The 22,183-nt window shown below is 64.7% G+C and carries 19 protein-coding genes and 1 pseudogene; 14 read left to right on the forward strand and 6 right to left on the reverse strand.

Features of this window, described 5'->3' with window-relative positions; genetic code table 11:
• Positions 1–5 precede the first annotated feature (5 nt).
• Genes AC3CCE_RS25080 through AC3CCE_RS25090 form a run of 3 tightly spaced genes read left to right on the forward strand, consistent with a single transcriptional unit; the run spans position 6 to position 3,435 of the window.
• Positions 6–1,505: a sugar ABC transporter ATP-binding protein gene (locus AC3CCE_RS25080; RefSeq protein WP_023723359.1), complete on the forward strand. Its 1,500-nt coding sequence runs from the start codon at positions 6–8 to the stop codon at positions 1,503–1,505.
• On the forward strand, positions 1,502–2,467 hold the full coding sequence (locus AC3CCE_RS25085) for an ABC transporter permease (protein WP_023710147.1): 966 nt from the start codon (positions 1,502–1,504) through the stop codon (positions 2,465–2,467). Before AC3CCE_RS25080 ends, AC3CCE_RS25085 begins: the two co-directional genes overlap by 4 nt.
• The gene (locus AC3CCE_RS25090; RefSeq protein WP_023723358.1) at positions 2,464–3,435 is read left to right on the forward strand and encodes an ABC transporter permease; all 972 of its coding nucleotides are present in this window, start codon (positions 2,464–2,466) and stop codon (positions 3,433–3,435) included. The genes AC3CCE_RS25085 and AC3CCE_RS25090 overlap by 4 nt, the downstream gene beginning before the upstream one ends.
• Here the strand turns inward: AC3CCE_RS25090 and AC3CCE_RS25095 are convergent.
• Complete coding sequence (locus AC3CCE_RS25095) at positions 3,409–4,350, reverse strand: amidohydrolase family protein (protein WP_023710145.1); 942 nt, start codon at positions 4,348–4,350, stop codon at positions 3,409–3,411. The two genes, AC3CCE_RS25090 and AC3CCE_RS25095, sit on opposite strands and share 27 nt — an antisense overlap.
• 71 nt (positions 4,351–4,421) lie before the next feature.
• Here AC3CCE_RS25095 and AC3CCE_RS25100 point away from each other — a divergent pair, with 71 nt between their 5' ends.
• The 4 genes from AC3CCE_RS25100 to AC3CCE_RS25115 are packed head-to-tail and all read left to right on the forward strand — an operon-like array spanning position 4,422 to position 8,346.
• Positions 4,422–5,747: an alanine racemase gene (locus AC3CCE_RS25100; protein ID WP_352626316.1), complete on the forward strand. Its 1,326-nt coding sequence runs from the start codon at positions 4,422–4,424 to the stop codon at positions 5,745–5,747.
• Between the two features lie 38 nt (positions 5,748–5,785).
• Positions 5,786–6,130 (forward strand): RidA family protein, encoded by a 345-nt coding sequence (locus AC3CCE_RS25105; RefSeq protein ID WP_023670576.1) that lies wholly within the window; start codon positions 5,786–5,788, stop codon positions 6,128–6,130.
• A gap of 2 nt (positions 6,131–6,132) precedes the next feature.
• Complete coding sequence (locus AC3CCE_RS25110) at positions 6,133–7,143, forward strand: succinylglutamate desuccinylase/aspartoacylase family protein (RefSeq protein ID WP_023686805.1); 1,011 nt, start codon at positions 6,133–6,135, stop codon at positions 7,141–7,143.
• 21 nt (positions 7,144–7,164) lie between these two features.
• Entirely contained in the window at positions 7,165–8,346 is a 1,182-nt protein-coding gene (locus AC3CCE_RS25115; RefSeq protein WP_352513142.1) for a hypothetical protein, read from the forward strand.
• Positions 8,347–8,420: 74 nt separating this feature from the next.
• Here the strand turns inward: AC3CCE_RS25115 and AC3CCE_RS25120 are convergent, their stop codons facing one another.
• Genes AC3CCE_RS25120 through AC3CCE_RS25130 form a run of 3 tightly spaced genes read right to left on the reverse strand, consistent with a single transcriptional unit; the run spans position 8,421 to position 11,585 of the window.
• Positions 8,421–9,272, reverse strand: coding sequence for a TIGR01459 family HAD-type hydrolase (locus AC3CCE_RS25120; RefSeq protein ID WP_352513140.1), 852 nt, complete (start codon positions 9,270–9,272; stop codon positions 8,421–8,423).
• The gene (locus AC3CCE_RS25125; protein WP_031201226.1) at positions 9,269–10,558 is read right to left on the reverse strand and encodes an FGGY-family carbohydrate kinase; all 1,290 of its coding nucleotides are present in this window, start codon (positions 10,556–10,558) and stop codon (positions 9,269–9,271) included. Before AC3CCE_RS25125 ends, AC3CCE_RS25120 begins: the two co-directional genes overlap by 4 nt.
• The gene (locus AC3CCE_RS25130) at positions 10,542–11,585 is read right to left on the reverse strand and encodes a class II aldolase/adducin family protein (RefSeq protein ID WP_023804496.1); all 1,044 of its coding nucleotides are present in this window, start codon (positions 11,583–11,585) and stop codon (positions 10,542–10,544) included. The genes AC3CCE_RS25125 and AC3CCE_RS25130 overlap by 17 nt, the downstream gene beginning before the upstream one ends.
• 192 nt (positions 11,586–11,777) lie before the next feature.
• Between AC3CCE_RS25130 and AC3CCE_RS25135 the strand changes: the two genes are divergently transcribed.
• The 7 genes from AC3CCE_RS25135 to AC3CCE_RS25165 all read left to right on the forward strand — a co-directional run bounded on the left by AC3CCE_RS25135 (position 11,778) and on the right by AC3CCE_RS25165 (position 19,305).
• Positions 11,778–12,560 (forward strand): DeoR/GlpR family DNA-binding transcription regulator, encoded by a 783-nt coding sequence (locus AC3CCE_RS25135; RefSeq protein ID WP_352513136.1) that lies wholly within the window; start codon positions 11,778–11,780, stop codon positions 12,558–12,560.
• Positions 12,557–13,936 carry an FGGY-family carbohydrate kinase gene (locus tag AC3CCE_RS25140; protein ID WP_023701286.1) on the forward strand — a complete coding sequence of 460 codons (1,380 nt, stop codon included), beginning with the start codon at positions 12,557–12,559 and terminating at the stop codon, positions 13,934–13,936. The genes AC3CCE_RS25135 and AC3CCE_RS25140 overlap by 4 nt, the downstream gene beginning before the upstream one ends.
• 44 nt (positions 13,937–13,980) lie before the next feature.
• Positions 13,981–15,477 (forward strand): sugar ABC transporter ATP-binding protein, encoded by a 1,497-nt coding sequence (locus AC3CCE_RS25145; RefSeq protein WP_050588083.1) that lies wholly within the window; start codon positions 13,981–13,983, stop codon positions 15,475–15,477.
• Positions 15,474–16,466: an ABC transporter permease subunit gene (locus AC3CCE_RS25150; RefSeq protein WP_023701287.1), complete on the forward strand. Its 993-nt coding sequence runs from the start codon at positions 15,474–15,476 to the stop codon at positions 16,464–16,466. Before AC3CCE_RS25145 ends, AC3CCE_RS25150 begins: the two co-directional genes overlap by 4 nt.
• A gap of 76 nt (positions 16,467–16,542) precedes the next feature.
• Entirely contained in the window at positions 16,543–17,481 is a 939-nt protein-coding gene (locus AC3CCE_RS25155; RefSeq protein WP_023670567.1) for an ABC transporter substrate-binding protein, read from the forward strand.
• A 66-nt stretch (positions 17,482–17,547) separates the two neighbouring features.
• On the forward strand, positions 17,548–18,441 hold the full coding sequence (locus tag AC3CCE_RS25160; protein WP_352626317.1) for a sugar phosphate isomerase/epimerase family protein: 894 nt from the start codon (positions 17,548–17,550) through the stop codon (positions 18,439–18,441).
• Between the two features lie 621 nt (positions 18,442–19,062).
• Positions 19,063–19,305, forward strand: coding sequence for a DUF768 domain-containing protein (locus AC3CCE_RS25165; RefSeq protein WP_023670565.1), 243 nt, complete (start codon positions 19,063–19,065; stop codon positions 19,303–19,305).
• 33 nt (positions 19,306–19,338) lie between these two features.
• On the opposite strand, the pseudogene AC3CCE_RS25170 reads toward AC3CCE_RS25165, so the two are convergent.
• Positions 19,339–20,457, reverse strand: a pseudogene (locus AC3CCE_RS25170) (DmpA family aminopeptidase).
• A gap of 8 nt (positions 20,458–20,465) precedes the next feature.
• The gene (gene xseA, locus AC3CCE_RS25175) at positions 20,466–22,139 is read right to left on the reverse strand and encodes an exodeoxyribonuclease VII large subunit (RefSeq protein WP_023735728.1); all 1,674 of its coding nucleotides are present in this window, start codon (positions 22,137–22,139) and stop codon (positions 20,466–20,468) included.
• Positions 22,140–22,183: the final 44 nt, after the last annotated feature.

Consider the following 22,183-nt stretch of genomic DNA (forward strand, 5'->3'; position numbering starts at 1 on the left):
CAACCATGGCTCCGCTGCTCGCGGCGCGGGGTGTGTCGAAGTCTTTCTTCGGCAACCCCGTCCTGCGCGACGTTTCAATCGCTCTCCAGCCGGGCCGCGTGCATGCGCTGCTCGGCGAGAACGGCGCCGGAAAGTCGACCTTGATCAACCTTTTGTCCGGCGCCTTGAGACCGGATAGCGGGACGATCGAGGTCGATGGACGCGCGGTCTCACGCATGACGCCGGCTGTTGCGCGGCAGGCCGGCATCGCCGTCGTCCAGCAGGAACTCAGCCTGACGGCCAGTCTTTCCATCGCCGAAAATATTGGTCTCGGCGCCTATCCCAAACGGTTCGGCCTGATTGACTACCGCGAACTCGCTGCGCGGGCGAGGACCGCATGCGAACTTGTCGGGCTGCACGAGCCGCTGTCGACGCCGGTCGGGCATCTGTCGCTCGGCCGCCGCCAAATGGTGGAGATCGCCAAGGCGCTCTACCGCCGGCCGCGCGTGCTCATTCTCGACGAACCGACATCGTCGCTATCGGCAACCGAAACCAAAATTCTCACCGATCTGCTGCAGCGGTTGCGCGGCGAAGGCATCGCCATTCTCTACATCTCGCACCGACTGAACGAAGTCATGGCGCTGTGCCAGCACGTCACCGTTCTGAAGGACGGCACCTGCACGGCCGACCGCACCCTGGAAGGCACCGACGCCGCCGGGTTGGTTCGGCTGATGGTCGGCCGCGATCCCGGTGATCTTTTTCCGCAATGGCAGCCTTCCAGTTTGCCTGCCGACGCTATCTCTGTCCGAAATCTTTCGGCCGGCCTGATGCGCGACGTCGATCTTGATATCAAAACGGGCGAAGTGCTTGGCATTGGCGGCCTGGTCGGGCAAGGGCAGGAAGATCTGCTGCTCGGTCTCTACGGCGCCATTCCGGCACGGACGGCGTCGGCGACCGTCAACGGCGCCTCCGGCCTGCCCGGCGGCGTGCCGAAAGCCAACGCGCTGGGGCTGGCCTATGTGCCCGCGGATCGCAAGCGCGAGGGCCTGCACCTGATCCATCCCATCATCACCAACATGATGCTGCCCGCCTTTGCCAGGCTGCCGGCGCTGAAGCTGCGCAGCCGCCGCGCAGAGCGCGAGACGGCCAAAAGCCTTGCCGCCCAACTCGGCATCAAGGGTCACCTCGGCCGGGCGGCGCAGGCTCTATCGGGCGGCAACCAGCAGAAGGTGGCGCTGGCGAAATGGATGCCGCACGACCCGCTGGTGCTTCTGCTCAACGATCCGACGCGCGGCGTCGACGTCGAAACAAAACGTGAGATCTACATGATGCTTCGCAATTTCGCCGCCGCCGGCAAGGCGGTCGTGCTGCTCAGTTCCGACACGCCCGAACTGGTGCACCTTTGCGACCGTGTAGCCATCGTCCGCGAAGGCCGCATCGTCGCCATGCTGGCGCGTGGAGCGCTGAGCGAGGAAGCCATCGTCTCCGCGGCGATGGGCGCCGAACAGCGGAAGGTTGCGGCATGAACACATCTTCCTCCGCCCGGCAGACCGGCGCGCTCTACTGGCCGGTGCAACTGCGTCGCAATGTCGGCGTGCGCAGCCTGTTTGCCGTCGTCCTGGTGTTTCTCATCGCCTATGGCGTCCTCTTTCCGGGTCTGTTCACGGCGTCCGGCTTCGCCAAATTCACGCAGAGCTGGTTTCCATTGGCTCTGGTCGCGATGGCGCAGGCCATCCTGATGCTCACCGGCGGCATCAGCCTGGCCATCGGCGCGACGGTCAGCTTGGGCGCGGTCATCGCCGCGACGACGATGGCCGGGCCGCTGGGCGTCGCCGGGGGCACTGCCGCAGTGGCGCTGACGGGCCTCGGCATCGGGGCGGCGACCGGCTTCATCGTGGTACGGCTTCGCCTGCCGGCGATCGTGGTGACGCTTGCCGGGTCGTTCATCATCGGCGGCGCCGCACTGCTGATCCTGCCGCGGCCCGGCGGCGCAATCCCGGCGTGGCTGTCCGACCTGCTTGCCGGCAACACACCGGCGGCATTCGTGCTGCTGGTGGTCATCATTCTCCTGTGGAAGCTCTATCTCGCCACGCCGCTTGGCTTGAGCCTCTATGCCGCCGGCGAGAATCCGGTCGGCGCCTATCGCTCCGGCGTGCCGGTCGACGGCGCGCGCATTGCGGCCTATGCGATCAGCGGTCTGCTCTCCACTGGCGCCGGCTTGTTCGTCGCCGCACAGACCGGTTCGGGCGACCCGGTCATCGGCGCCGCCTTTACCCTGAACTCGATTGCCGCTGCGGTGCTCGGCGGCATCGGCTTCCTCGGCGGCCAGGGCACGATGCGCGGCGCGCTTGCCGGCAGCCTGCTGCTCAGCCTGATGATCAGCGTCATGTTCTTCCTCGGCTTCACGCCGGTCGCACAATATGTGGCCCAGGGCCTGATCATCATCGGCGCGGTCGCCATCCCGCAATTCCGCAAGGCACAGCAATGACAGCATGGAATGACAGCGCGGGCGGCAAACGCGCCCTGACGGTCCTGCGCAGCCGGCCGTTTCTCACCGTTGCCATCGTTGCCGCGGTCTGGATCGTGGCGAGCTTCGTTTCGCGCGGCTTCGGCGCTTATGGCCATCTGCGCTATCTGGTGGAGCTCGGCGCCGTCATCGGCCTGGTTGCCGCGGGCCAGACTTTTGTGGTGATCGCCGGCGGCATCGACCTTTCCGTCGCGGCCATCGTCACGGTCAGCGCCGTCAGCCTGCCGCTGCTGTCGTGGCAGGTGGATCCGACCGGCATCACCTCCATTCTTGCCGTTCTGGTGCTGACCACGGCAATCGGCCTGGTCAACGGGCTCGGCGTCGCTTTGCTGCGCGTCCACCCGATGATCATGACATTGGCCATGGCGACATTCTTGCAGGGTCTGTTGATCATCATCGCCGGCGGCAGCGCCGTGACCGCCGAGAACCCGCTGGTCCACTGGCTCGGCAATGGCCGGCCGGCCGGCATTCCCGCTGGCGTATTGTTGTGGGTGGTCGTGTCGGCGATCGTGCTGACCACGATGCATGCGACATCGCTCGGCGCCCGCATCTTCGCCATGGGCGCCAACCCGCTTGCCGCGGCGCTGTCCGGTGTTCCGGTCACGTCCACGACGCTTGCGGTCTACGGCATCAGCGGCTTCTGCTCGGGACTTGCCGGCGTGCTCGTGTTGGGCATGAACGGACAGGGCTATGTCGGCATCGGCGATCCCTATCTGCTCGCCTCGATTGCCGCTGTGGTCCTCGGAGGCACCTCGATCCTCGGCGGGCTTGGCACCTATGCCGGCACCATCCCCGGCGCCATCCTGCTGGTCACCATCACCGCGCTGATCACCGTCGTCAACGCATCGCCCGGCTGGCGCAGCATCCTGTTCGGCTCGCTGATCCTCGGCCTGCTGCTGCTCTCAGGCCGGGAGCAGGCGCGCCGATGACACATCGTCGAGCCGATAGATGCGCCTTGCGTTGCCGAAGAACAGCGCCGTCTGCTCGTCGGCGGAAAAGTCCGCTGTGATGGTTTTGAAGCCGTCATATATGTCATCGAACGAGGCATGCAGGCCGGCGACCGGAAAGTCGCTGCCGAACATGGCGCGACCGGTGCCGAAACAATCGATGCAATGCAGGACGACGGGCTTCAGGCTGTCGAGCGTCCAGTCATGATCGTAGGCGACCAGATCCGATATTTTGATGGCGACGTTGTCGCATTGCGACAGAAGCCGCAGCCCGTCGCGCCATCTCTGCATGCCGTCGGCGTCGCGGTCGATCGGACTGCCGCAATGGTTGAGCACGAATTGCTGATCGGGGAAGGCAGCCGCAAGGCGAGCCGCGCCGGCGAGCTGGCGCGGAAACACCATCAGGTCGAAGGCCAGCCGATGCTGGCCAAGCAAGGCAAGCCCGGCGCGCCAGGCCGGATCGTCCATGATGCCGTCACGGGTCGCAAAACGCCGGGCAGGGTCGGGATCCCAGCTCAATATGTCGCGCACGCCGGCGACACGCTCGAACGCGGCTTGCGCTTCGATCAGCGCAGGCGTCTGGCGACCGGCGAGCGGCACGTGAACGACATAGCGGGCGGCGACGCCGCGCGATTTGTCGAGTGTTTCAAGCCAGCGCGTTTCTCCGATGCAGTCGCCACTCGCCCAGCCGGCTTCGACATGGACGGTGGCGACGACATTATGCCCTATGGCATCGCGCGCATAATCCCCGGGCAGATAGTTCCGCCGCAAGGGGCCAAGCTCGCCGAGGCCGCCGCGCTCGCCGGCCATGGCGTCGAGCCAGGGATGCCGTCCCAGGCTGAGATCCCAAAGATGATGATGGGCGTCGATGATCGGTCCGGCGTAAGGTTCTGGCACGTATCTCTCTCAGGCTGTGACCGGCGATCGATTCTGGCTTCGTTCTGCGACGGTGAAAGGGTTAGCATCGGATGACTGAAAACTCACCGGTTCCAGCCCTTTCGGTGCACGAAAATTTTCAGCTCGACGACCGCATCCGCGGCGTGCCTCCCGGCACAACCGGGCTTGACAGCAGCCTTGTCGCGGCCGAGCATTGGCATCCCGCCGATGGACGCATGGCGCTTCCGGTGCTGACCCTCCACGAGGCGGCCTTCTCCGCCAATCGCGACCTGTTCCTGCGCTATGCGCGCGAACACAATGTTGAGATCGCTCCGCATGCCAAGACGCCGATGGCGCCCGACCTTGCCCGGTCGCTGGTCGAGGCCGGCGCATGGGGCACGACGGTCGCCGACATCAGGCAAGCGACAGTGATGCTGAAGGCCGGCTTGACACGGCTGATCATCGCCAATGAGGTTGGCGGAGCCGGCGGCGCCAACCGGCTGGCCGTGCTTGCTGGTGCCTGGCCGGATGCCGAGCTCTATGTCTTTGCCGACTCGGTCGACGCCGTGAACGCGCTTGCCGAGGCTTGGCGCGCCAATGCGGCACTGCCGCCTTTGCATGTGCTGGTCGAACTTGGTGCGGGCAGGGCGGGCGCCCGCACCACCGCGCAAGCCGAGGCCATCGCCGATGCGATCACGGCTGCCGGCGGGCGGCTGCTGATCGCCGGCGTTACGACCTATGAAGGGGCGGCGGCGCAACCCGAGCCCGGTCGCACCGATGAGGTGATATCCGGCCTGCTGGCAATGACCGCCGACATGTTCCTGCGGCTGCGTGCCCGCGTCGGCGGCGACGCACCGCTGATCGTCACAGCCGGCGGCTCCGCCTTCTTCGACCAGGCGGTCGCGGCGCTTGCACCCCTCGTTTCCAGCGACGGCAACGCAACGCTGGTGCTGCGCAGTGGCGCCATCTTCTTCCACGACCACGGCACCTATGACCGTTCGCTCGGCGCCCTCGATGCCCGCAAGGGTTTTGCCATAGGCGGCATCAGCGCTTCGGCGCGGCATTCCTTTCGCCCTGCGCTACGCCTGTGGGCCGAAGTGCTGTCGCGGCCTGAGCCCGGCCTCGTCATCTGCGGCATGGGGATGCGCGACGTGTCGTTCGACCAGGGATTTCCAACGCTGCTCACGGTCTTCCGCGCCGGGAAGCCGTCGCCGACGCCCATCGCGCGCGCCGAGGTGGTCAAGCTCAACGACCAGCATGCCTTCCTGTCGATTGCGCCTAGCGACGACATCGCCGTCGGCGACGTCATCGAATTCGGCATCTCGCACCCCTGCACCTGCCTCGACCGTTATCGTGTGATCTTCGGGGTCGACGCCACCGGCCACGTCCGCCACGCTTTCCCCACCTGGTTCGGCTGACCAGATCCCCGAAAAAGAGAACCTCGAAAGGATCCGATATGATCAAGTATTTTCAGTCCGGCTCGCGCATGTCGCAGGCAGTCGTCTATGGCGGCCTCGTTCACATAGCCGGCCAGGTGGCCAACGATCGCAAGGCCGGCATCGAAGGCCAGACCAGCGACGTGCTTGCCAAAGTCGAGGCGCTGCTGGTCGAGGCCGGCAGCAGCAAGTCGAAGTTGGTGGCGGTCAACATCTTCCTGCCGCAGATCGGTGATTTCGAGGCCATGAACAGCATCTACGATGCCTGGATCGATCCTGCCCGCCTGCCGGCGCGGGCCTGCGTCGAGGCGCGGCTTGCCGACCCTGATCTGCGCATCGAAATCACCGCGGTCGCGGCGGTCTGACCATGCACACCGGCCTCGCCCACACGCTCGATTTCGACCGCGACGGCAAGACGCTCAGCCATCTAAGCATTCCGTTCTCGATCGATCGCTCGCCCTACTTTCAGGTCAAGGTGCCGATCTGCCTCATCCGCAATGGCGACGGCCCGTCACTGCTTTTGATGGCCGGCAATCACGGCGACGAATATGAGGGCGAGCTGTCGCTGGCAAAACTGGCGCGCCGGCTCGATCCGAAGCGCATCAAGGGCCGCATCACCATCATGCCGATGGCCAACGCCCCTGCGGTGATGGCCGCCAAGCGCTGCTCGCCGCTCGACGGCGGCAATCTCAACCGGGCGTTTCCCGGCGATCCCTCGGGAACGCCGACAAGCCGGCTCGCCAATTTCCTTGAGACGGAGCTGTTTCCTCGTCACGACGTCGTCTTCGATATCCATTCGGGCGGCACGTCGATGGAGCATCTGCCGACCGCGCTGGTCGAACGCAACGCCGATCCCGAGCGCCACCGGCGTGGCGTCGAGCTGATGCGCACGCTCGGCATGCCCTACGGCTTTATCGCTGATAACGGCCAGGCCTCGCCAACCTCGATGGGCGCAGCGCGCCGCGCCGGCGCCGTCGGCGTCAGCGGTGAGTTCGGCGGCGGTGGCACCGCAACGGTCGATTCGATGGCGATCACGGCCCGCGCGCTCGACCGTCTGATGATAGCAATGGGTGTGGTCGACGCGCCGGTTCTTGGCGCGGGCGAAAAGCCTTCGGCGCCGACAAGGCTGCTGTCCCTGTCCAGGCACAGCCAGGGCCTCTATGCCACCCGCCGCGGCTGGTTCGAGCCCGCCGCCAGGCTCGGCGACAGTGTCACTTCAGGACAATTGGCCGGCTGGTACCACGATCTCGAGCGGCTCGATGTTGCCGAGGAGGCCCTACATTTCGCCGAAAGCGGCTTGGTGCTGTCGCGCCGGCTGCACACGATGTGTGAGGCGGGCGACTGCCTAATGCAAGTCGCAGAGCCGGTCGACGGCTGAGCCAAAGGCAGAGGATATTCCATGCAGCAACTGTCCATGTGGACCTATCCCTGGGACATCCAGGATCTCGGCCTGGAGACGGTCGAACGTGATCTTGTCGGGCGCGCCGGGCTCAACATGATCAGCCTGGCGACATCCTATCATGCCGGGCGCTTCCTGCAGCCGCGCAGTCCGCGCCGCAAGGCCTATTTCCCTGAGGACGGCACCATCTATTTCAAGCCGACCGCTGCGCGCTGGGGAAGTCTAGCCATCCAACCCAAGGTGGCTGACGTGATCACCGAGGGCGGCGACGTGCTCGGTCAGCTCATCCGCCGTCGCGACGCGGGCGGGCTAGGCGTTTCGTGCTGGACGGTCTGCCTGCACAACACCCGCCTGGGCATGCTGCATCCGCAGGCCGTCACCCGCAACGCCTTCGGCGATGCCAACTACTACAATCTCTGCCCGTCCCATCCCGATGCGCGCGCCTATGTCCGCGCGCTGATCGCCGACATCTCGCACAGCTATCGGCCGGACCGGATAGAACTTGAAAGCCCGTCCTTCATGGGCTTTGCCCATGAATACCATCACGAGAAGGACGGTGTCGGGCTGACGCCGGAAGACGATTTTCTTTTGTCTCTGTGCTTCTGTCCGTCCTGCGTCGCCCGTGCGGCAAAAGCCGGCATCGATGCCGAGGCGGCGCGTAAGCTCACCAGGCAATGGATCGTCGAGACCTGCGAGCGTGCGGTGCCTGAGCGGCGCTTTCCCGATTTCCCCGCCTGCGGCCTCGACGCCTTTGCGCCGTGGCCGGAGCTCCATGCCTATCTCTTGTGGCGATTCGAGCCAGTGACCAGCCTGGTCGCCGAACTGCGCGAGGTAGCCGATCCCACGACGCGGGTCGTCATTATCGATCTGAAAGACGGCTGGCTTGGCGGTTGCGATCTGGCAGCGCTGGGCAAGGTCTGCGACGGGGCGATCCTGTGCGCCTACGACATGCAGGCCGGCGATGTCGCCAGCCTGATGGCGGCCGGCCGTGCGGCACTGGGCGCGGACAAATTCCTCGGCGCCGGCTACCGGCTGTTCTATCCGGAAATGGCCCGCCCCGACATCCTCGCGGCCAAGGTGAAGCCGGCGCTGGCGCCCGGTGTGGACGGCGTCAATTTCTACAATTACGGCCTCATTCCAGCCGCGCGGCTCGACTGGATCCGCGCTGTTCGGCAGTCTTGAGCCAGCCGGCCAATGCTCGTGGCCACGAGGCGTTGAGGCCGGATTCGGGCGCGAGCGCTGCCGGGTTAATCAAATCAGCGAAACCTGAAGCCATCCATGGTGTAATCCGGGTAGGCGTCCATCGTGTCTAATAGGTCGAACAGGTCAGGTGTGTCCGCCAATATTCCTGACAGAACCAGCACCGTGGCCACGCCGGCAGCAAGTCCGCCGGCGATGTCGTGTTCGACGCTGTCGCCGACGCAGACCACAGTGCTGCGGTCTGGATTGCCTGCCACCGCTAGCGCAGCGCCGAATATAGTGGGGTAAGGCTTGCCGATACGCGTGACGCTACCACCGAGGTCCTCGTAGAGATCCGCCAGCCGGCCGGCGCCGAAGCGCGGCCCCACTGCCGTCAGCATGATCTTGTCAGGGTTGGTGCAGAAGCATGGCACCTGCCGCACCGCAGCCGGCGCAAGAAGCCGGCGATAGTGCTCGAGATCGTAGCGGTCGCCCTCGCTGGCCGAGATCAGCACCAGCTCGGCATCGTCACCGTCCTTGGTCAATGCGAAGGGCAGACCTTCAATCGCCGAGCGGTCATCGTCGCGGCTTATCAACAGGCATTTCGTGTTTGGCAGTAGCTTTCCGGATACCGCCATGTCGTGGAAGAACTCCCACGCGACCTCGCCGGAAGAAACAAAATGGTCCCAGCTTCCCGGTTCGAAGCCGAGCTTTAGCAGCCGGCTCTCGTTGGGCCCCGCCCGCTTGCCGGAGTTCGAGATCAGCACAATGGTCTTGCCGGCGCGCTTCAGCGTCGACAGTGCTTCCACCGCCCCTGGATAGGGGCTGGCACCGTCATGCAGCACGCCGAACTGATCGAGCAGGAAAACATCATAGCGCTCGGCCAGCTGGTTGACGCCGTTGAGGTGTTCGACTGTTTTCGCGCTCATAGAAGCCCCGCCGCGCTTGCGCCCGTCAGCGCCAGTCGCGCCGTGCCGGCGGCGGCTTCGTCCGAAAGTGCCGGCAGGAAATCAACACCAAGTCTGCGCCGCCGGATCGCCGTCCAGGCGGCATTCGCCGCACCGCCGCCGACGCTTCTGACCGACGTCAGCCGCGGCGCGCCGAGCTCGGCGAGCCTGTCATAACCGAGCGCCTCGATCGCGGCGATACCCTCCAACATGGCTTTCAGATAGTCGGCGTCCTCCACCGGTCGGGGCACAAGACGCGGCGGCAGTGCCGGATCGGCGATCGGAAAGCGTTCGCCTGCAGTGGCAAGAGGATAGTAGTCGAGGCCGGTCTCGGTCATCGGGTCGATCGCCATGCTCAGCTCGACGATGCGCGCCAGAGGGAAATGCTGTGTCAGCACCTTGCCGCCGGAGTTCGATGCGCCGCCCGCCAGCCAGACATCTCCAAGCCGATGGCTGTAGATGCCGAAGCGTGGCGCCGAGATAGGCCGGTCGGACAGGATCTTGACGGTCAACGACGACCCCAGCGCGGTGACGCCGTCGCCTATTGCCGCGGCACCTGTTGCCAGGAACGAGGCGCAGCCATCGGTCGTTCCGGCGACGACGGCGATTTCGCGCGGTAAGCCGAACACATCCGCGGCATCCGCGGTGAGCTTGCCGACGACATCGCCCGGCCTGGCGACACCGGGCAGCAACTCCATGCGCATTTCGGTGGCCGCAATCCAGTCCGGCCAGCAGCGGGCCGTGGCGTCGTAACCGGTTTTCAAGGCATTGTTCTCGTCGCTAACATCGAAGCGACCGGAGAATTGTCCCGCGATCCAGTCCGCCTGATGCAGCACCGCGGCAACACCGGGCGTGCGCTGGAACCAGAGCGCCTTGGCAAGACCGGACGTTGCCCCAAGTGCGGCACTGGTCGCTGGGGCTTCGCGAGCGATCGCGACCAGAATGGCGTTGTCGGCGACCGTATCGTTGTACATCAACGGCTCGGCCAGCGGCCGCCCGGCGCCGTCGACCGGCAGCAACGTACCTGAAGTGCCGTCAACAGCGATCGATCGGACCACTGTTCGGTCGATGCCCGAAAGCAGTTCCGCCAGCGCTGCGCCGACCGCTGACCACCACACTGCAGGGTCGCGGGCATTCCGGCCAAACAACTCGAGCGAAACGGCGGAACGCGCGGCAATGGAAAAATCCGGACGCATGGCGACCGCGCGCGCGCCGGACGTGCCGATGTCGATGCCTATGGCAAGCGGCGTGTCAGCGGCTGGCGGCATTGAGTTTCTGGCGATACTTCTCGGCGTCCCAGTTGACCAGTTCATCGTTCTCGGCGGCGGTGAGGTAGTTCAGCCGCGCTGCAATGTCGATGCGTGCCGTCACGTCGGCAAGGCAGCGTTGCATGGCGTCGGCGCCCGCACTGGCATCGCCGCGCATCAGCACGCCCAGCCCCGGAAACAGGATCGCCACGGGGTTTGCACCGCACCGCTCGATGACGCGCGGCACATCCTCACCGGGGTTTGCCACCACCGACCCCCGACCCAGAAAGATGACGTGATCGGGGTAGAGGCTGCCCCCGGACGCCATGCGGCGGCTTTCGGGATCGATGGCGACGGCGTGCGCCTCGATTTCCGCCGGCAGCCTGTAACCGGTTTTCCCGGCCAGCGCCGCCAATCCCGCAACATCCGGTTCCGCCACTTGGCGCGCCGGCCGCGCCAGAAGCAGCGTGACGCGGCGCAGCAGCACTTCGGCCTCGGCGACGGTATCGGCCGCGACGACCAGCCCGTGATTGGCAAGGATCAGCACGTCGACCCCAGCCTGAAGCCGCTCGGCAATACCCTGGGCAAGCGGCAGGCCTGGCCGGAAATAAGGAACATACGCCCATTTGAGACCATCAAGGCGTCTGGCGGCTTCCACCTCGCAATTGGCCTGTACCGCCAGCGAAATGGTTTCGACGCAATGGACATGCAGGACGACGCGCTGCGGCATCAGCGCGTGAACGGTGGTTTCAATCGAAGGGCGCAGGCGCCGGGCGTTGAGCGTCTCGATGGCGAAGATCTGCGGCTGGTCGGCGGCGCTGTCGCGCTGTTCGACAGCCCTGAGCAGCGGCGCCATCGCCACCGGGACCATGATGTCTTCGGAGAGCGCATCCTTCAGCCATGTGCCGGAAGCCTTGATCCACAGCGTGTCGCCGGCTTTCAGCGAGGTGTTGCCGCCGGCGGCCTGGGTCAGATTTGGATTGCGCCCGATGCTGGCCGAAAGCGCCCGCAAAGCAGCCATTTCCTGCGCATCCGCATAGCTCGCCATGGCGCATTTCCTCTATCAGCTCCGTCAGCCTCGCAGCTTCGGATACCCGTCGTGGGATGTTGATGTGTATCGCAGATGCGAGCGACTTACGTCAATAGTGATCTAATGTCATCAAAGGTTCTTGCAATCGGAAAGATGTTGAGTAAGTTACGTCAAATGCCGTGGCAAAAACGGCTCCTGGGAGGAAAACGATTGAGCGACTCCGGCCGCCAGCGTCAGATCGTCGAGTTGCTGCGGGATCGCCCCTTCGCGTCGGTGCGCGAACTGCAGGGGCAGCTCGGCGTGTCGGCGGCGACGGTGCGGCGCGACATCGACAAGATCGACGAGGCCGGTGAAGCACGGAAGGTCTATGGTGGCATCTCGGCGCTCGACGGCGCTTCACAGGCGGGTGTTGCCTATGCCAGGCCCTATGACGAGAACCGCGACCTCGCGGTCGAGGCCAAGCGGCAGATCGCCGCTCTCGCGGCCACGATGGTGCGCGACGGCGATGCGGTCATCGTGCATGGCGGTTCGACCTGCTTCCACCTTGGGGTCAAGCTGGCTGAGCGCAGCATCCGTCTCTATACCAATTCGATGCCGCTCGCGGCCTATCTGAGCGACCACGGCCATTGCAGCCTGACCGTTGCCGGCGGCGATCTGCATCGTGAGCCGGGCATCATCCATTCACCGACCCAGGCGGAGCCGTTCTACGCATCGAAGTTCTTTCTCGGCGCGCAAGGCCTTGGCCAGGAGGGCGTGCTGGAATCGCACCCGCTGCTGGTCCGCTCCATCGCCGATCTCAGCCTGTGTGCCGACCAGATCGTGGTGCTGGCCGACAGCCGCAAACTGTCGATCCACGCCCGTAACATCGCGCTGCCCTTGTCGCGCATCGGCACGCTGGTGACCGATGACGGCCTGTCCGACGTCGACGCGCGCATGCTGGAAGACGCGGGCGTCATGGTGCGCATCGCTTCGGCTTCGGGAGCCATCCAGTGAAGATGGCCGTCCTCGATTTCGGCAAGACCAATTCGAAGCTGTTCGTCTTCGCTCAGGACGGGCGCATCGTCGACGAGCGCCGGACCCGGCCGAACTGGATGCGCAAAGATGGCTTCAGCGTGCTTGATGAGGCAGCACTTCACAGTTGGGCGGTTCGCGCCGTAAGCGAGGCCTCCGACGTCCATGGCGTACAGGGCGTGATGGTGTCGGGCCATGGCTGCACCTTTGCCCTGGTCGACGAGGCGGCGCTGACGCATCCGATACTCGATTATGAGCAAGAGCCGCCCGCTGATATTGCCGCGCAAATTGATCGCCTCGTTCCGGATTTCACCGAGACCTTCTCGCCGCGATTGCCGCTCGGCTTCAACTACGGTCGCCACATGCTGTGGCTACAGGCGGTGCAACCCGGTGCATTCACGGCCGCGAAATCGATCCTCGGCTATCCACAATACTGGAGCTGGCGGTTTGGCGGCCGGGCGGTCTCGGAAGTGTCCTATCTCGGCTGCCACTCGCATTTATGGGCGCCGCGCAAGCGCGACTTCAGTTCGCTGGTCGATATTGAGGGCTGGCGCGACCGGATGCCCGCTTTCGAGCGGGCGGGCTCGGTTGTCGGCGAGCAACGCCTCGGCGACACGAAGCGGCGGATCGCCATCCACAATGGTGTCCATGACAGCAATGCCGCGCTCCATGCCTATCGCCGGCAGGAGCTTGGCCCGGTCACCGTCGTCTCGACCGGCACCTGGGTCGTCGTGCTTAATCCGGATTGCCTGCTCGACGCGCTCGATGGCCAGCGCGACATGCTGGTCAATGTCGATATCGACGGCGGCCCTGTGCCGACCATCCGCTTCATGGGCGGGCGCGAATTCGCCACGATCAGCGACGGCTGGCAAGGCGCGATCGCGCCGGCGGCAGTGCAGCGGGTGATCAACGCCGGCAGCATGGCGCTGCCGAGCTTCGCGCCGGGCGGACCAATGCCCGGCCGCGCCGGCAAATTGGTCGGCCGCATGCCAAGCGCCGAGGAACGCGCAGCCGTGGCGCTGCTCTACGTCGCGCTGATGGTCGACCTCTGCCTCGACCAGATCCATTCGGACAACACCGTGATCGTCGATGGCGGACTGAACGCTGGCGGCCTGCTCGCCGGGCTAGTGGCGCAACTGCGTCCCAGCCAGGCCTTCCTGCAAGGGGCCACACTGGAGGGCAGCGCCACCGGGGCGGCGGCGCTGGCCTTCGAGACCGTCGGCCGCGAATTTGCCGCGGAAGTGCCGGAGCCCGTGCGTGCCGCAAGCTTCACCGGACTTGCCCGATATCGCGACACATGGCGTGGCCTCATCGGCGAGCAGGGCATCCCCCGCGCGGCAGCGGGAGGCGCACGGTGATTGTCGCTGCTCAGGCCGAAGTCACGCGCCAGCCAGTGCTGGAAATGCGGCACATCTCGAAGACGTTCGGGCCAGTCCGCGCCTTGCAGGACGTGTCGCTGACCGTCCATGCCGGCGAAGTCCATGCGCTGATGGGTGAAAACGGTGCTGGCAAGTCGACTTTGATGAAGGTGCTGTCCGGCGCCTATCGGCCTGATGCCGGCGGCGAGATACTGATCGACGGCGTGCCGGTCGCCACCGGCGACCCGATCAAGGCGCGGGCTCACGGCATTGCGGTTATCTATCAGGAACTGTCGCTGGCGCCCAACCTGACGGTCGCGCAGAACATCTTCCTCGGCAATGAGCCGAGGCGTTTCGGCATCGTCGACCGCGACCAATGCTACCGGCGCAGCAATGAGATCATCAAGCGTCTCGGCGTGTCCTTCTCCGCACGGGCTCAGGTTTCCAGCCTGTCGCTCGGCGAGCGTCAGCTGGTCGAAATCGCCCGCGCGCTTTCGACCAGCGCGCGCATCATCGTCATGGACGAGCCAACCACCTCGCTGACCTCGCGCGAGACCGACCGTCTCTTCGAGGTCATCGCGACGCTGAAGTCGCAAGGCATCGCCATCATCTACATCAGCCACCGCATGGAAGAGGTCTACCAGTTGGCCGACCGTGTCAGCGTGCTGCGCGACAGCGGCTATGTCGGCACACTCGAGCGTGCCGAGCTGAACGCCTCGCGCCTCGTCTCGATGATGGTTGGCCGCGACCTGTCCGCTTTTTACAGGAAGGATCATCGCCCGCCGGACAACAAGCGCGCGGTCGCCTTGTCGGTGCGCGGCATGGCGGACGGCAATCTCCTGAAGAACTGCTCCTTCGAACTGTACAAGGGCGAGGTGCTGGCTCTGGCTGGCCTTGTCGGCTCGGGCCGCACCGAACTCGCGCGACTGATCTTCGGTGCCGACAGACGCATCGCCGGCACGCTGGAACTCGACGGCAAGCCCGTAACCATCGGCTCGCCAAGCGAGGCACTGAATGCCGGCATCGCCTATCTCACCGAAGACCGCAAGGAGCTCGGCCTCTTTCTCGACATGTCGATCTCCGACAACATCAGCATGGGCGTGCTGGCCAGGGATGCGCGGCCCGGCGGCTTGCGCGATTTCAAAGCCGCCGAGAGACGTGCTGCCACTGCCGTTTCGGATCTCTCCATCCGCACCAGGTCGGTACAGGCCAATGCCGGTTCGCTGTCGGGCGGCAACCAGCAGAAAGTGTTGCTTGCCCGCCTGCTCGAGACCGAGCCGCAAGTGGTCATCCTGGATGAACCGACGCGCGGCGTCGATGTCGGAGCGAAGTCGGAAATCTACCGGCTGATCGACAATCTCGCCAAAAAGGGCATCGCCATCCTGATGATCTCCAGCGAACTGCCGGAGGTGATCGGCGTTGCCGACCGCGTGCTGGTAATGCGCGACGGCACGATTGCCGGCGAGGTTACGGCGTCCAAAGACCAGCCGCTGCGCCAGGAAGCAATCATGGAACTTGCAACGGGAGCGGCCAAGGGATGACCGACAAGGCGACCGAGATCAGTGGCCAGGTTGTCGGCAGGAGCCGGCGGTTGCGCACCGCCTTCGCCGCCCTTGGCATGCTGCCGATCCTGATCCTGCTGGCGGTCGGCTTCCAGTTGATGAACGCGCGCTTCTTCACCCAGACCAATTTGCTGATCGTCATGCAGCAATCGTCGATCAACATCGTGCTGGCAGCGGGCATGACCTTCGTCATCCTGACCGGCGGGATCGACCTGTCCGTCGGCTCGATACTTGCCGCCTCGGCGATGGTGGCGGTGATGGTGTCGCTGGTGCCCGATTGGGGACTGCTGGGCGTGCCGGCGGCCATTCTCGTCGGCCTCGGCTTCGGCGTCATCAACGGGCTGCTGATCGCCTATATCAGACTGCCGCCCTTCATCGTCACGCTGGGGTCGCTGACCGCTGTGCGCGGCGTCGCCCGCCTGCTCGGCCAGGACACCACGGTGTTCAACTCGGACCTGCCGTTCGACTTCATCGGCAACGGTTCGCTGTTCGGCATTCCGTGGCTGGTCATCATCGCCTTGTCGATCGTGGTGCTGTCCTGGCTGGTGCTCAAGCGCACCGTGCTCGGCACCTGGATCTATGCCGTTGGCGGCAATGCCGAAGCGGCGCGGCTGACCGGCATCAAGGTGCCGCTGGTGCTGCTCTTTGTCTATGGCGTTTCCGGCCTGCTGGCCGGCCTTGGCGGCGCCATGTCAGCGGCCCGGCTCTATGCGGCCAACGGGCTGCAGCTTGGGCAGTCTTACGAACTCGACGCCATTGCCGCGGTCATTCTCGGCGGCACCAGCTTCGTCGGCGGCGTCGGCTCGATCTGGGGTACGCTGATCGGTGGCCTGATCATAGCGGTGCTATCCAACGGGCTCATCTTGGCCGGTGTCTCGGACATCTGGCAGTACATCATCAAGGGATTGGTCATCATCGTGGCAGTCGCCCTCGACCGCTACAGGCTCCAGGCAGGAGCGAGAACGTGATTGACCTTGGTCGCCGGCGTAAACGACCGGTTTGTGTAACGCACCGTGAGAGGCGCGGGGCAATTGGAGGAAAGCAATGAAGACCATCGCTAAACTGCTCTGCGGCGTCGCACTCGCGGCCGCCGCCATCGCGCCCGCATCGGCCAAGGACCTCAACAAGGTCGGCATCTCGGTCGGCCTGCTCGGCAACCCCTTCTTCGTCGCCACCATCAAGGGCATCGAGGACGCAGCCAAGAAGATCAACCCAAAGGTCGAGGTAACCTCAGTGTCGGCCGACTACGACCTCAACAAGCAGGTCTCTCAGGTCGATTCCTTCATCGCCGCCGGGGTCGACGTGATCATGCTCAATGCGGTCGATGCCAAGGCGATCGGCCCGGCGGTGAAGAAGGCGCAAGCAGCGGGCATCGTCGTTGCCGCCTTCGACGTCTCGGCGCCAGGCGCCGACGTCACCGTGATGACCAACAACGTCAAGGCCGGCGAAGAGGCCTGCCAGTATCTGGTCGACCACACCGGCGGCAAGGGCGACTACGTTATCCTCAACGGCCCGGCGTCGTCGTCGATCCTGGAGCGGGTGAAGGGCTGCAAAGACGTCCTTGCAAAACACCCCGACATCAAGATCCTCTCCGACGACCAGAATGCCGAAGGCTCGCGCGACGGCGGCCTGAAGGTCTTCCAGTCGCTGCTCACCCGCTTCGACAAGATCGATGCGGTGTTTGCCATCAACGATCCGACGGCGATCGGCGCCCAGCTTGCGGCCAAGCAGCTCAATCGCTCGGAGTTCATCTTCACCGCAGTGGATGGCGCTCCCGATATCGAGAAGGAACTCGCTTCCGGCACCTCGATGATCAAGGCCTCGGCTTCGCAGGATCCCTACGTGATGGCTGGCCAGTCGCTGACGATGGCGGCTGAGCTGCTTGCCGGCAAGAAGCCGGCGGAGCCGACCGTGCTGCTCGACCCGAAGCTGATCACGGCCGAGAACCTGAAAGACTACAAGGGCTGGACCGCAGCCCGCTAAGCCTCCCAAGGCCGATGCGGCCGGGGCAACCCGGCCGCAACTCAATTCCAGAAACGGGAGACGATCATGTCGCGCATCGGTATTCATTCCTTCGTCTGGTCGGCGAGTTCGGCGCAAGGCGACCTCGAACGGACGCTGGCCAACACCAAGGAGGCCGGTTTCGACCTGATCGAGTTCTCCTATCTTGACCCCGCCAATGTCGACGTTGGCGGGCTGGCCAGGCGCATCGCCGACCTCAAGCTTGGCGTGGCGATCAGCATCGGCCTGCCGGCCGACCGCGACATTTCGAGTGCCGACAAGGCGGTTGCCGCGCGCGGCGTCGAGATCCTCAACGAGACGATCGCGCTCACCCGCGATCTCGGCGGCCAGAAGATTGGCGGCATCCTCAGTACCAGCCACGGCTTGCAGACGCAGGCGCCGACGCGCGATCAGTGGAACCGCAGCGCGGGTACACTTGCGAAGGTTGCGGAGACGGCCAAGGCCGCCGGCGTCACGCTCAATCTGGAGATCGTCAATCGCTTCGAAAGCAATCTTCTCAACACCGCTTCACAAGGCCTGGCCTTCATCGCGGACACCGGCTCCGACAACATCTTCCTGCATCTCGATACCTTCCACATGAACATCGAGGAGGCCGATGTCGGACTGGCTATCCGCCATGCCGCTGACAAGATCGGTTATGTCCATATCGGCGAGAGCCATCGCGGTTTCCTCGGCACCGGCAATATCGACTTTGCCGCCATCTTCGATGCGCTGACCGCGATCGGCTATAGGGACGACCTCAGCTTTGAATCCTTCTCGTCGAAGATCGTCGACGAGAACCTGTCACGGAAGACGGCGATCTGGCGCAATCTGTGGTCCGACAATATGGAATTGGCCCGGCATGCGCGCGCCTTCATCTCAATCGGTCTGGAGACGGCGCAGCGAAAGGCAGAGCTTGTTGCATCGAGACATCGTCCTTAGCAGGAGCGCGCTGCCAAAGCGCCAATGTTGTCGTTCATCCGGCCCGCGCCTTACGTGCAAGGAATCGACGTCGGAGGCGCTGAGTGTGGCGGAGGCAGTCGAGCGGGGTGACGCTGACGAGAGCTTTCTGATTTTGGCCCACGAAACGCAATAAAATCAACATCTTCATACGCCCTCCGGGGCCATCCGATCTCCATACTGGACGGGGATGACGTTTGACACAGCGCGGCGGAAAGAAGCAGGATGGCTGATAGAGTCGACATCGCATAATGATGTCACTATATAGCGGCGGCTTCGACCGTGTAGCTGTGGCGGTGTACCACGAAGCAGCAGAAAATGTGTTACGCGTTGTGATCCCTATTGTGATACAAATCGGCCGTCGACAGCAGGAAAAGATCGTAAGAACAATAGCATAGAGCCGAAGCCGATCCCGGCCAACGTACCACTCTATCAAACAATCAGAACGTGCTCATTGAACCCTTCCCTTCATTCGGCTCTTCGGACCTCCGACAAGATCAACTTGCCGGGCGAAGCCGACTCGGTTCGAATGGCAGCATGCATCCTTTACCGGGTGCGGACGTTTACGGTTACCAACCGGCATAGCCGCCAGGGAAAAGCAGTATGAGTGAACATGCGATCGAGTTCTTGCGCGGATGGATCGGTGAAAAGGTTCACTGCCAGCACTCGCCGGTAAAGATCGAGAAGCAGGCCGAGACCCTCGCCAAGGAGTGCGCGGCCAAGGCCGCTGAGGTCGGCATTCCGCTGGAAGATATCCAGGAAGAAGTCGGCGACATCCAGGAACTGATCGCATCGCGGCTCGAAGAGGCGGCCGAGGCCGACCAGAGCAACGCGGCCAAGCCGTGACGCAACAGGCCTGGCGCCGCCAGGCCTTGTCCTCTATCCAAATCGATCTTTCAGCCAGGCCTTCGGCAGCGCCGGCACGAAATTGCCGTCGCGTCCGCTCATATCCTCATTGGCGACCATTGCATTGAGGATCGCCTCCTCTACGCCTTGCGCCACCGCATCGAAGAACGGATCGATATCGACGTCCGGGATGTAAGCGGCGTTTGCGGTTCATCCCGACGGTGCAAGTGCTGCTTGCGGATTGGCGGTGGTGAAGGCCAGAAAAATGTCGCCCGAACTGTGGTAGCCGAAGCCGCCTGTCATGGCGATGCCGAGCGGCACGCGCTTTGCCAGCCGCTTCATCTGGTGCGGCAGAAATGGCGCATCGGTGGCGACGATGGCGATGATCGAGTCCTTTTCGGCACGCGGCGTGCCTTCGCGCATCGCCGGCTCTACCAGATCGGGCCCGACGCGGGCGCCGCGCAGTGTGAAATTGCGCCGCTTGCCGAAATTCGCCTGCAAGAATACGCCGACCGTATGCCTGATGCCCTGCCACTCGACGATGCGCGATGCCGTGCCCGAGCCGGCCTTGAAGCCAAAGGCAATCATGCCGGTGCCGCCGCCGACACTGCCTTCCTCGATCGCTCCACCGGCGGCACCGTCGAGCGCGGCTTCGACATCTTCGAAGCCGACGTGATGACCGTTGATGTCGTTGAGGAAACCATCATAGGTCTCCGCCGCAACCGGCAGGCCCCAGCCGCTGTCGAGCGCCGCCGGCAGCACGCGTTGCATCCAGCGCAGCGTGCCGTCGCGGGTGACGCCGCAGGAATGCGTGTTGGTGATGGTGACCGGCAGGTTGAAGGCGCCGACTTCCTCGATAATGTGCGACCCCGTCAACTCGCCATTGCCGTTCTGGCTGAAGACACCGGCAAACACCGGCGTGGCGAGCTCAGCCAACGGCCGCGGCAGGATGGCGGTGACGCCGGTGCGCACCGGCCCCGTGCCAACCTCGAGCAGACCCTCGCCGGAAATCAGCGTCGCATAGCCGACCGATACGCCGGGCACATCGGTGATGGCGTTGAAGCCGCCCGGCGTGCCCTCGAAGGCAATGCCGAAAGCACGGGCGCGCGGCTTGCCCGCCGGCGTTTGAAGATGCGGGTCATGTCCGGTCATGCGGTCCTCTAAAAAAGCGAGCCCTGATTGCCCGGTTCTTTCGGTTTGCTGGCCGTCGGCTTTGCGGCGGGTTTGCTGGCGGGCGGCGTGGCCGCTGGTTTGGCAACGGCCTGCACCCGCTCGGCGTCGCCGGTCGCGACTGCATTTACGATGCCGTCGGCGAACTCCAGCTGCAGGCCAGCGCCCGGCGCCACATCAACTGCCAGTTTGATCACCGCGCCGTCGGCATCCTTGACCAGTGCGAAGCCGCGGGCCAGCACAGCCTTGTGCGACAGCGTTGCCATCAGCCTCTCGGATTGGACGATGCGGCCGCGCAGTCGCTCCAGCCTGAGCAGTACCGCTTGCGTGCCGCGTCTCGTCAAAGCTGTCAGCAGATCCCTCTGCACGGTTTGCCGCCGTGCCGTTGGCTCGATCGTAATGCGGCCTTGCAGCAAAGCCAGTTGCTGCCTGTGCCGTTGCAGGGATGCTTTCGCACATTTTGGCAACTGATCCGCCGCACGATTCAACTCCGCGCGCCGGGCTCTCGCCAATGCGCGCAGCGCCCCTTGGGCGCGCAAAAGGTTGCGGTCGTTGGTGCGTCGCGCCTCGGCAATCCGCCGCGACAGCGTTGCCGGAGTGAGCTTCACGGCGAAGAACCGAGCTTGCTTTCTTTCGGTGGAGACCATCAGCCCCCGGCTAAGCCGGCTGGCCGCCTCGTCCAGCCGCCGTCGCGGCAGCGCCAGCAACTGGTCGGGCGAGGGCAGCGCGCGGGCGGCCGCACGCGAGGCCTGCCGCTTGCGTTCGAAATTGCGCAAGGTAGCTGCTTTGAGCCGTGCGCCAAGACTGGCTAGTGTCGCTTCGAGGTCCGCTTTCACCGGCACCGCGATCTCCGCCGCACCTGTCGGCGTCGGTGCCCGCATGTCGGCGACGAGATCGATCAAGGTCCAGTCGGTCTCGTGGCCGACGGCCGAAATCACCGGGATGCGCGAGGCAGCGACGGCGCGCGCCAGCCCTTCATCGTTGAACCCCCAGAGGTCCTCGAGGCTGCCGCCGCCGCGCGCCACGATCAGAAGGTCGGGCGGCACGATCGCTCCATCCCAGGCCAGCGCGTTGAAGCCGTTGACGGCCGCCGTCACTTCCGCCCCCGCCGTCTCGCCCTGCACTCTCACCGGCCAGACCAGCACATGCAGCGGAAAGCGGTCCTTGATGCGATGGATGATGTCACGGATCACCGATCCGGTCGGCGAGGTGACGACGCCGATGGTGCGCGGCATGAAGGGCAGCCGCCGCTTGCGGCCGGCATCGAACAGCCCTTCGGCCTGCAGTCGCCGCTTGCGCTCTTCCAAAAGCGCCATCAGCGCCCCGGCGCCGGCGGGTTCTAGATTGTCGATGACGATCTGGTAGTTGGATTTGCCGGGATAGGTGGTGAGTTTGCCGGTGGCGATCACCTCCATCCCCTCTTCGGGGCGGAATTTCAGCCGGCTCATCGTGCCTTTCCAGACCACGGCATCGAGCCGCGCGCGGTCGTCCTTCAGGGTGAAATAGGCATGGCCGGAAGAGTGCGGCCCACGATAGCCGGAAATTTCGCCGCGCACCCGCACATGGCCGAAGACATCCTCGACCGTGCGCTTCAGCGCGCCGGAAATCTCGCTCACCGTGTATTCGGTGGCATTGGTTCGTGATTCGGATTCTGCGTCGCTCATCGGCCGATTGAGCGGCTGTTGTCGCTCCGCGTCAAGATTCCATA

It is taken from the genome of Mesorhizobium sp. P160187 (assembly GCF_057766425.1).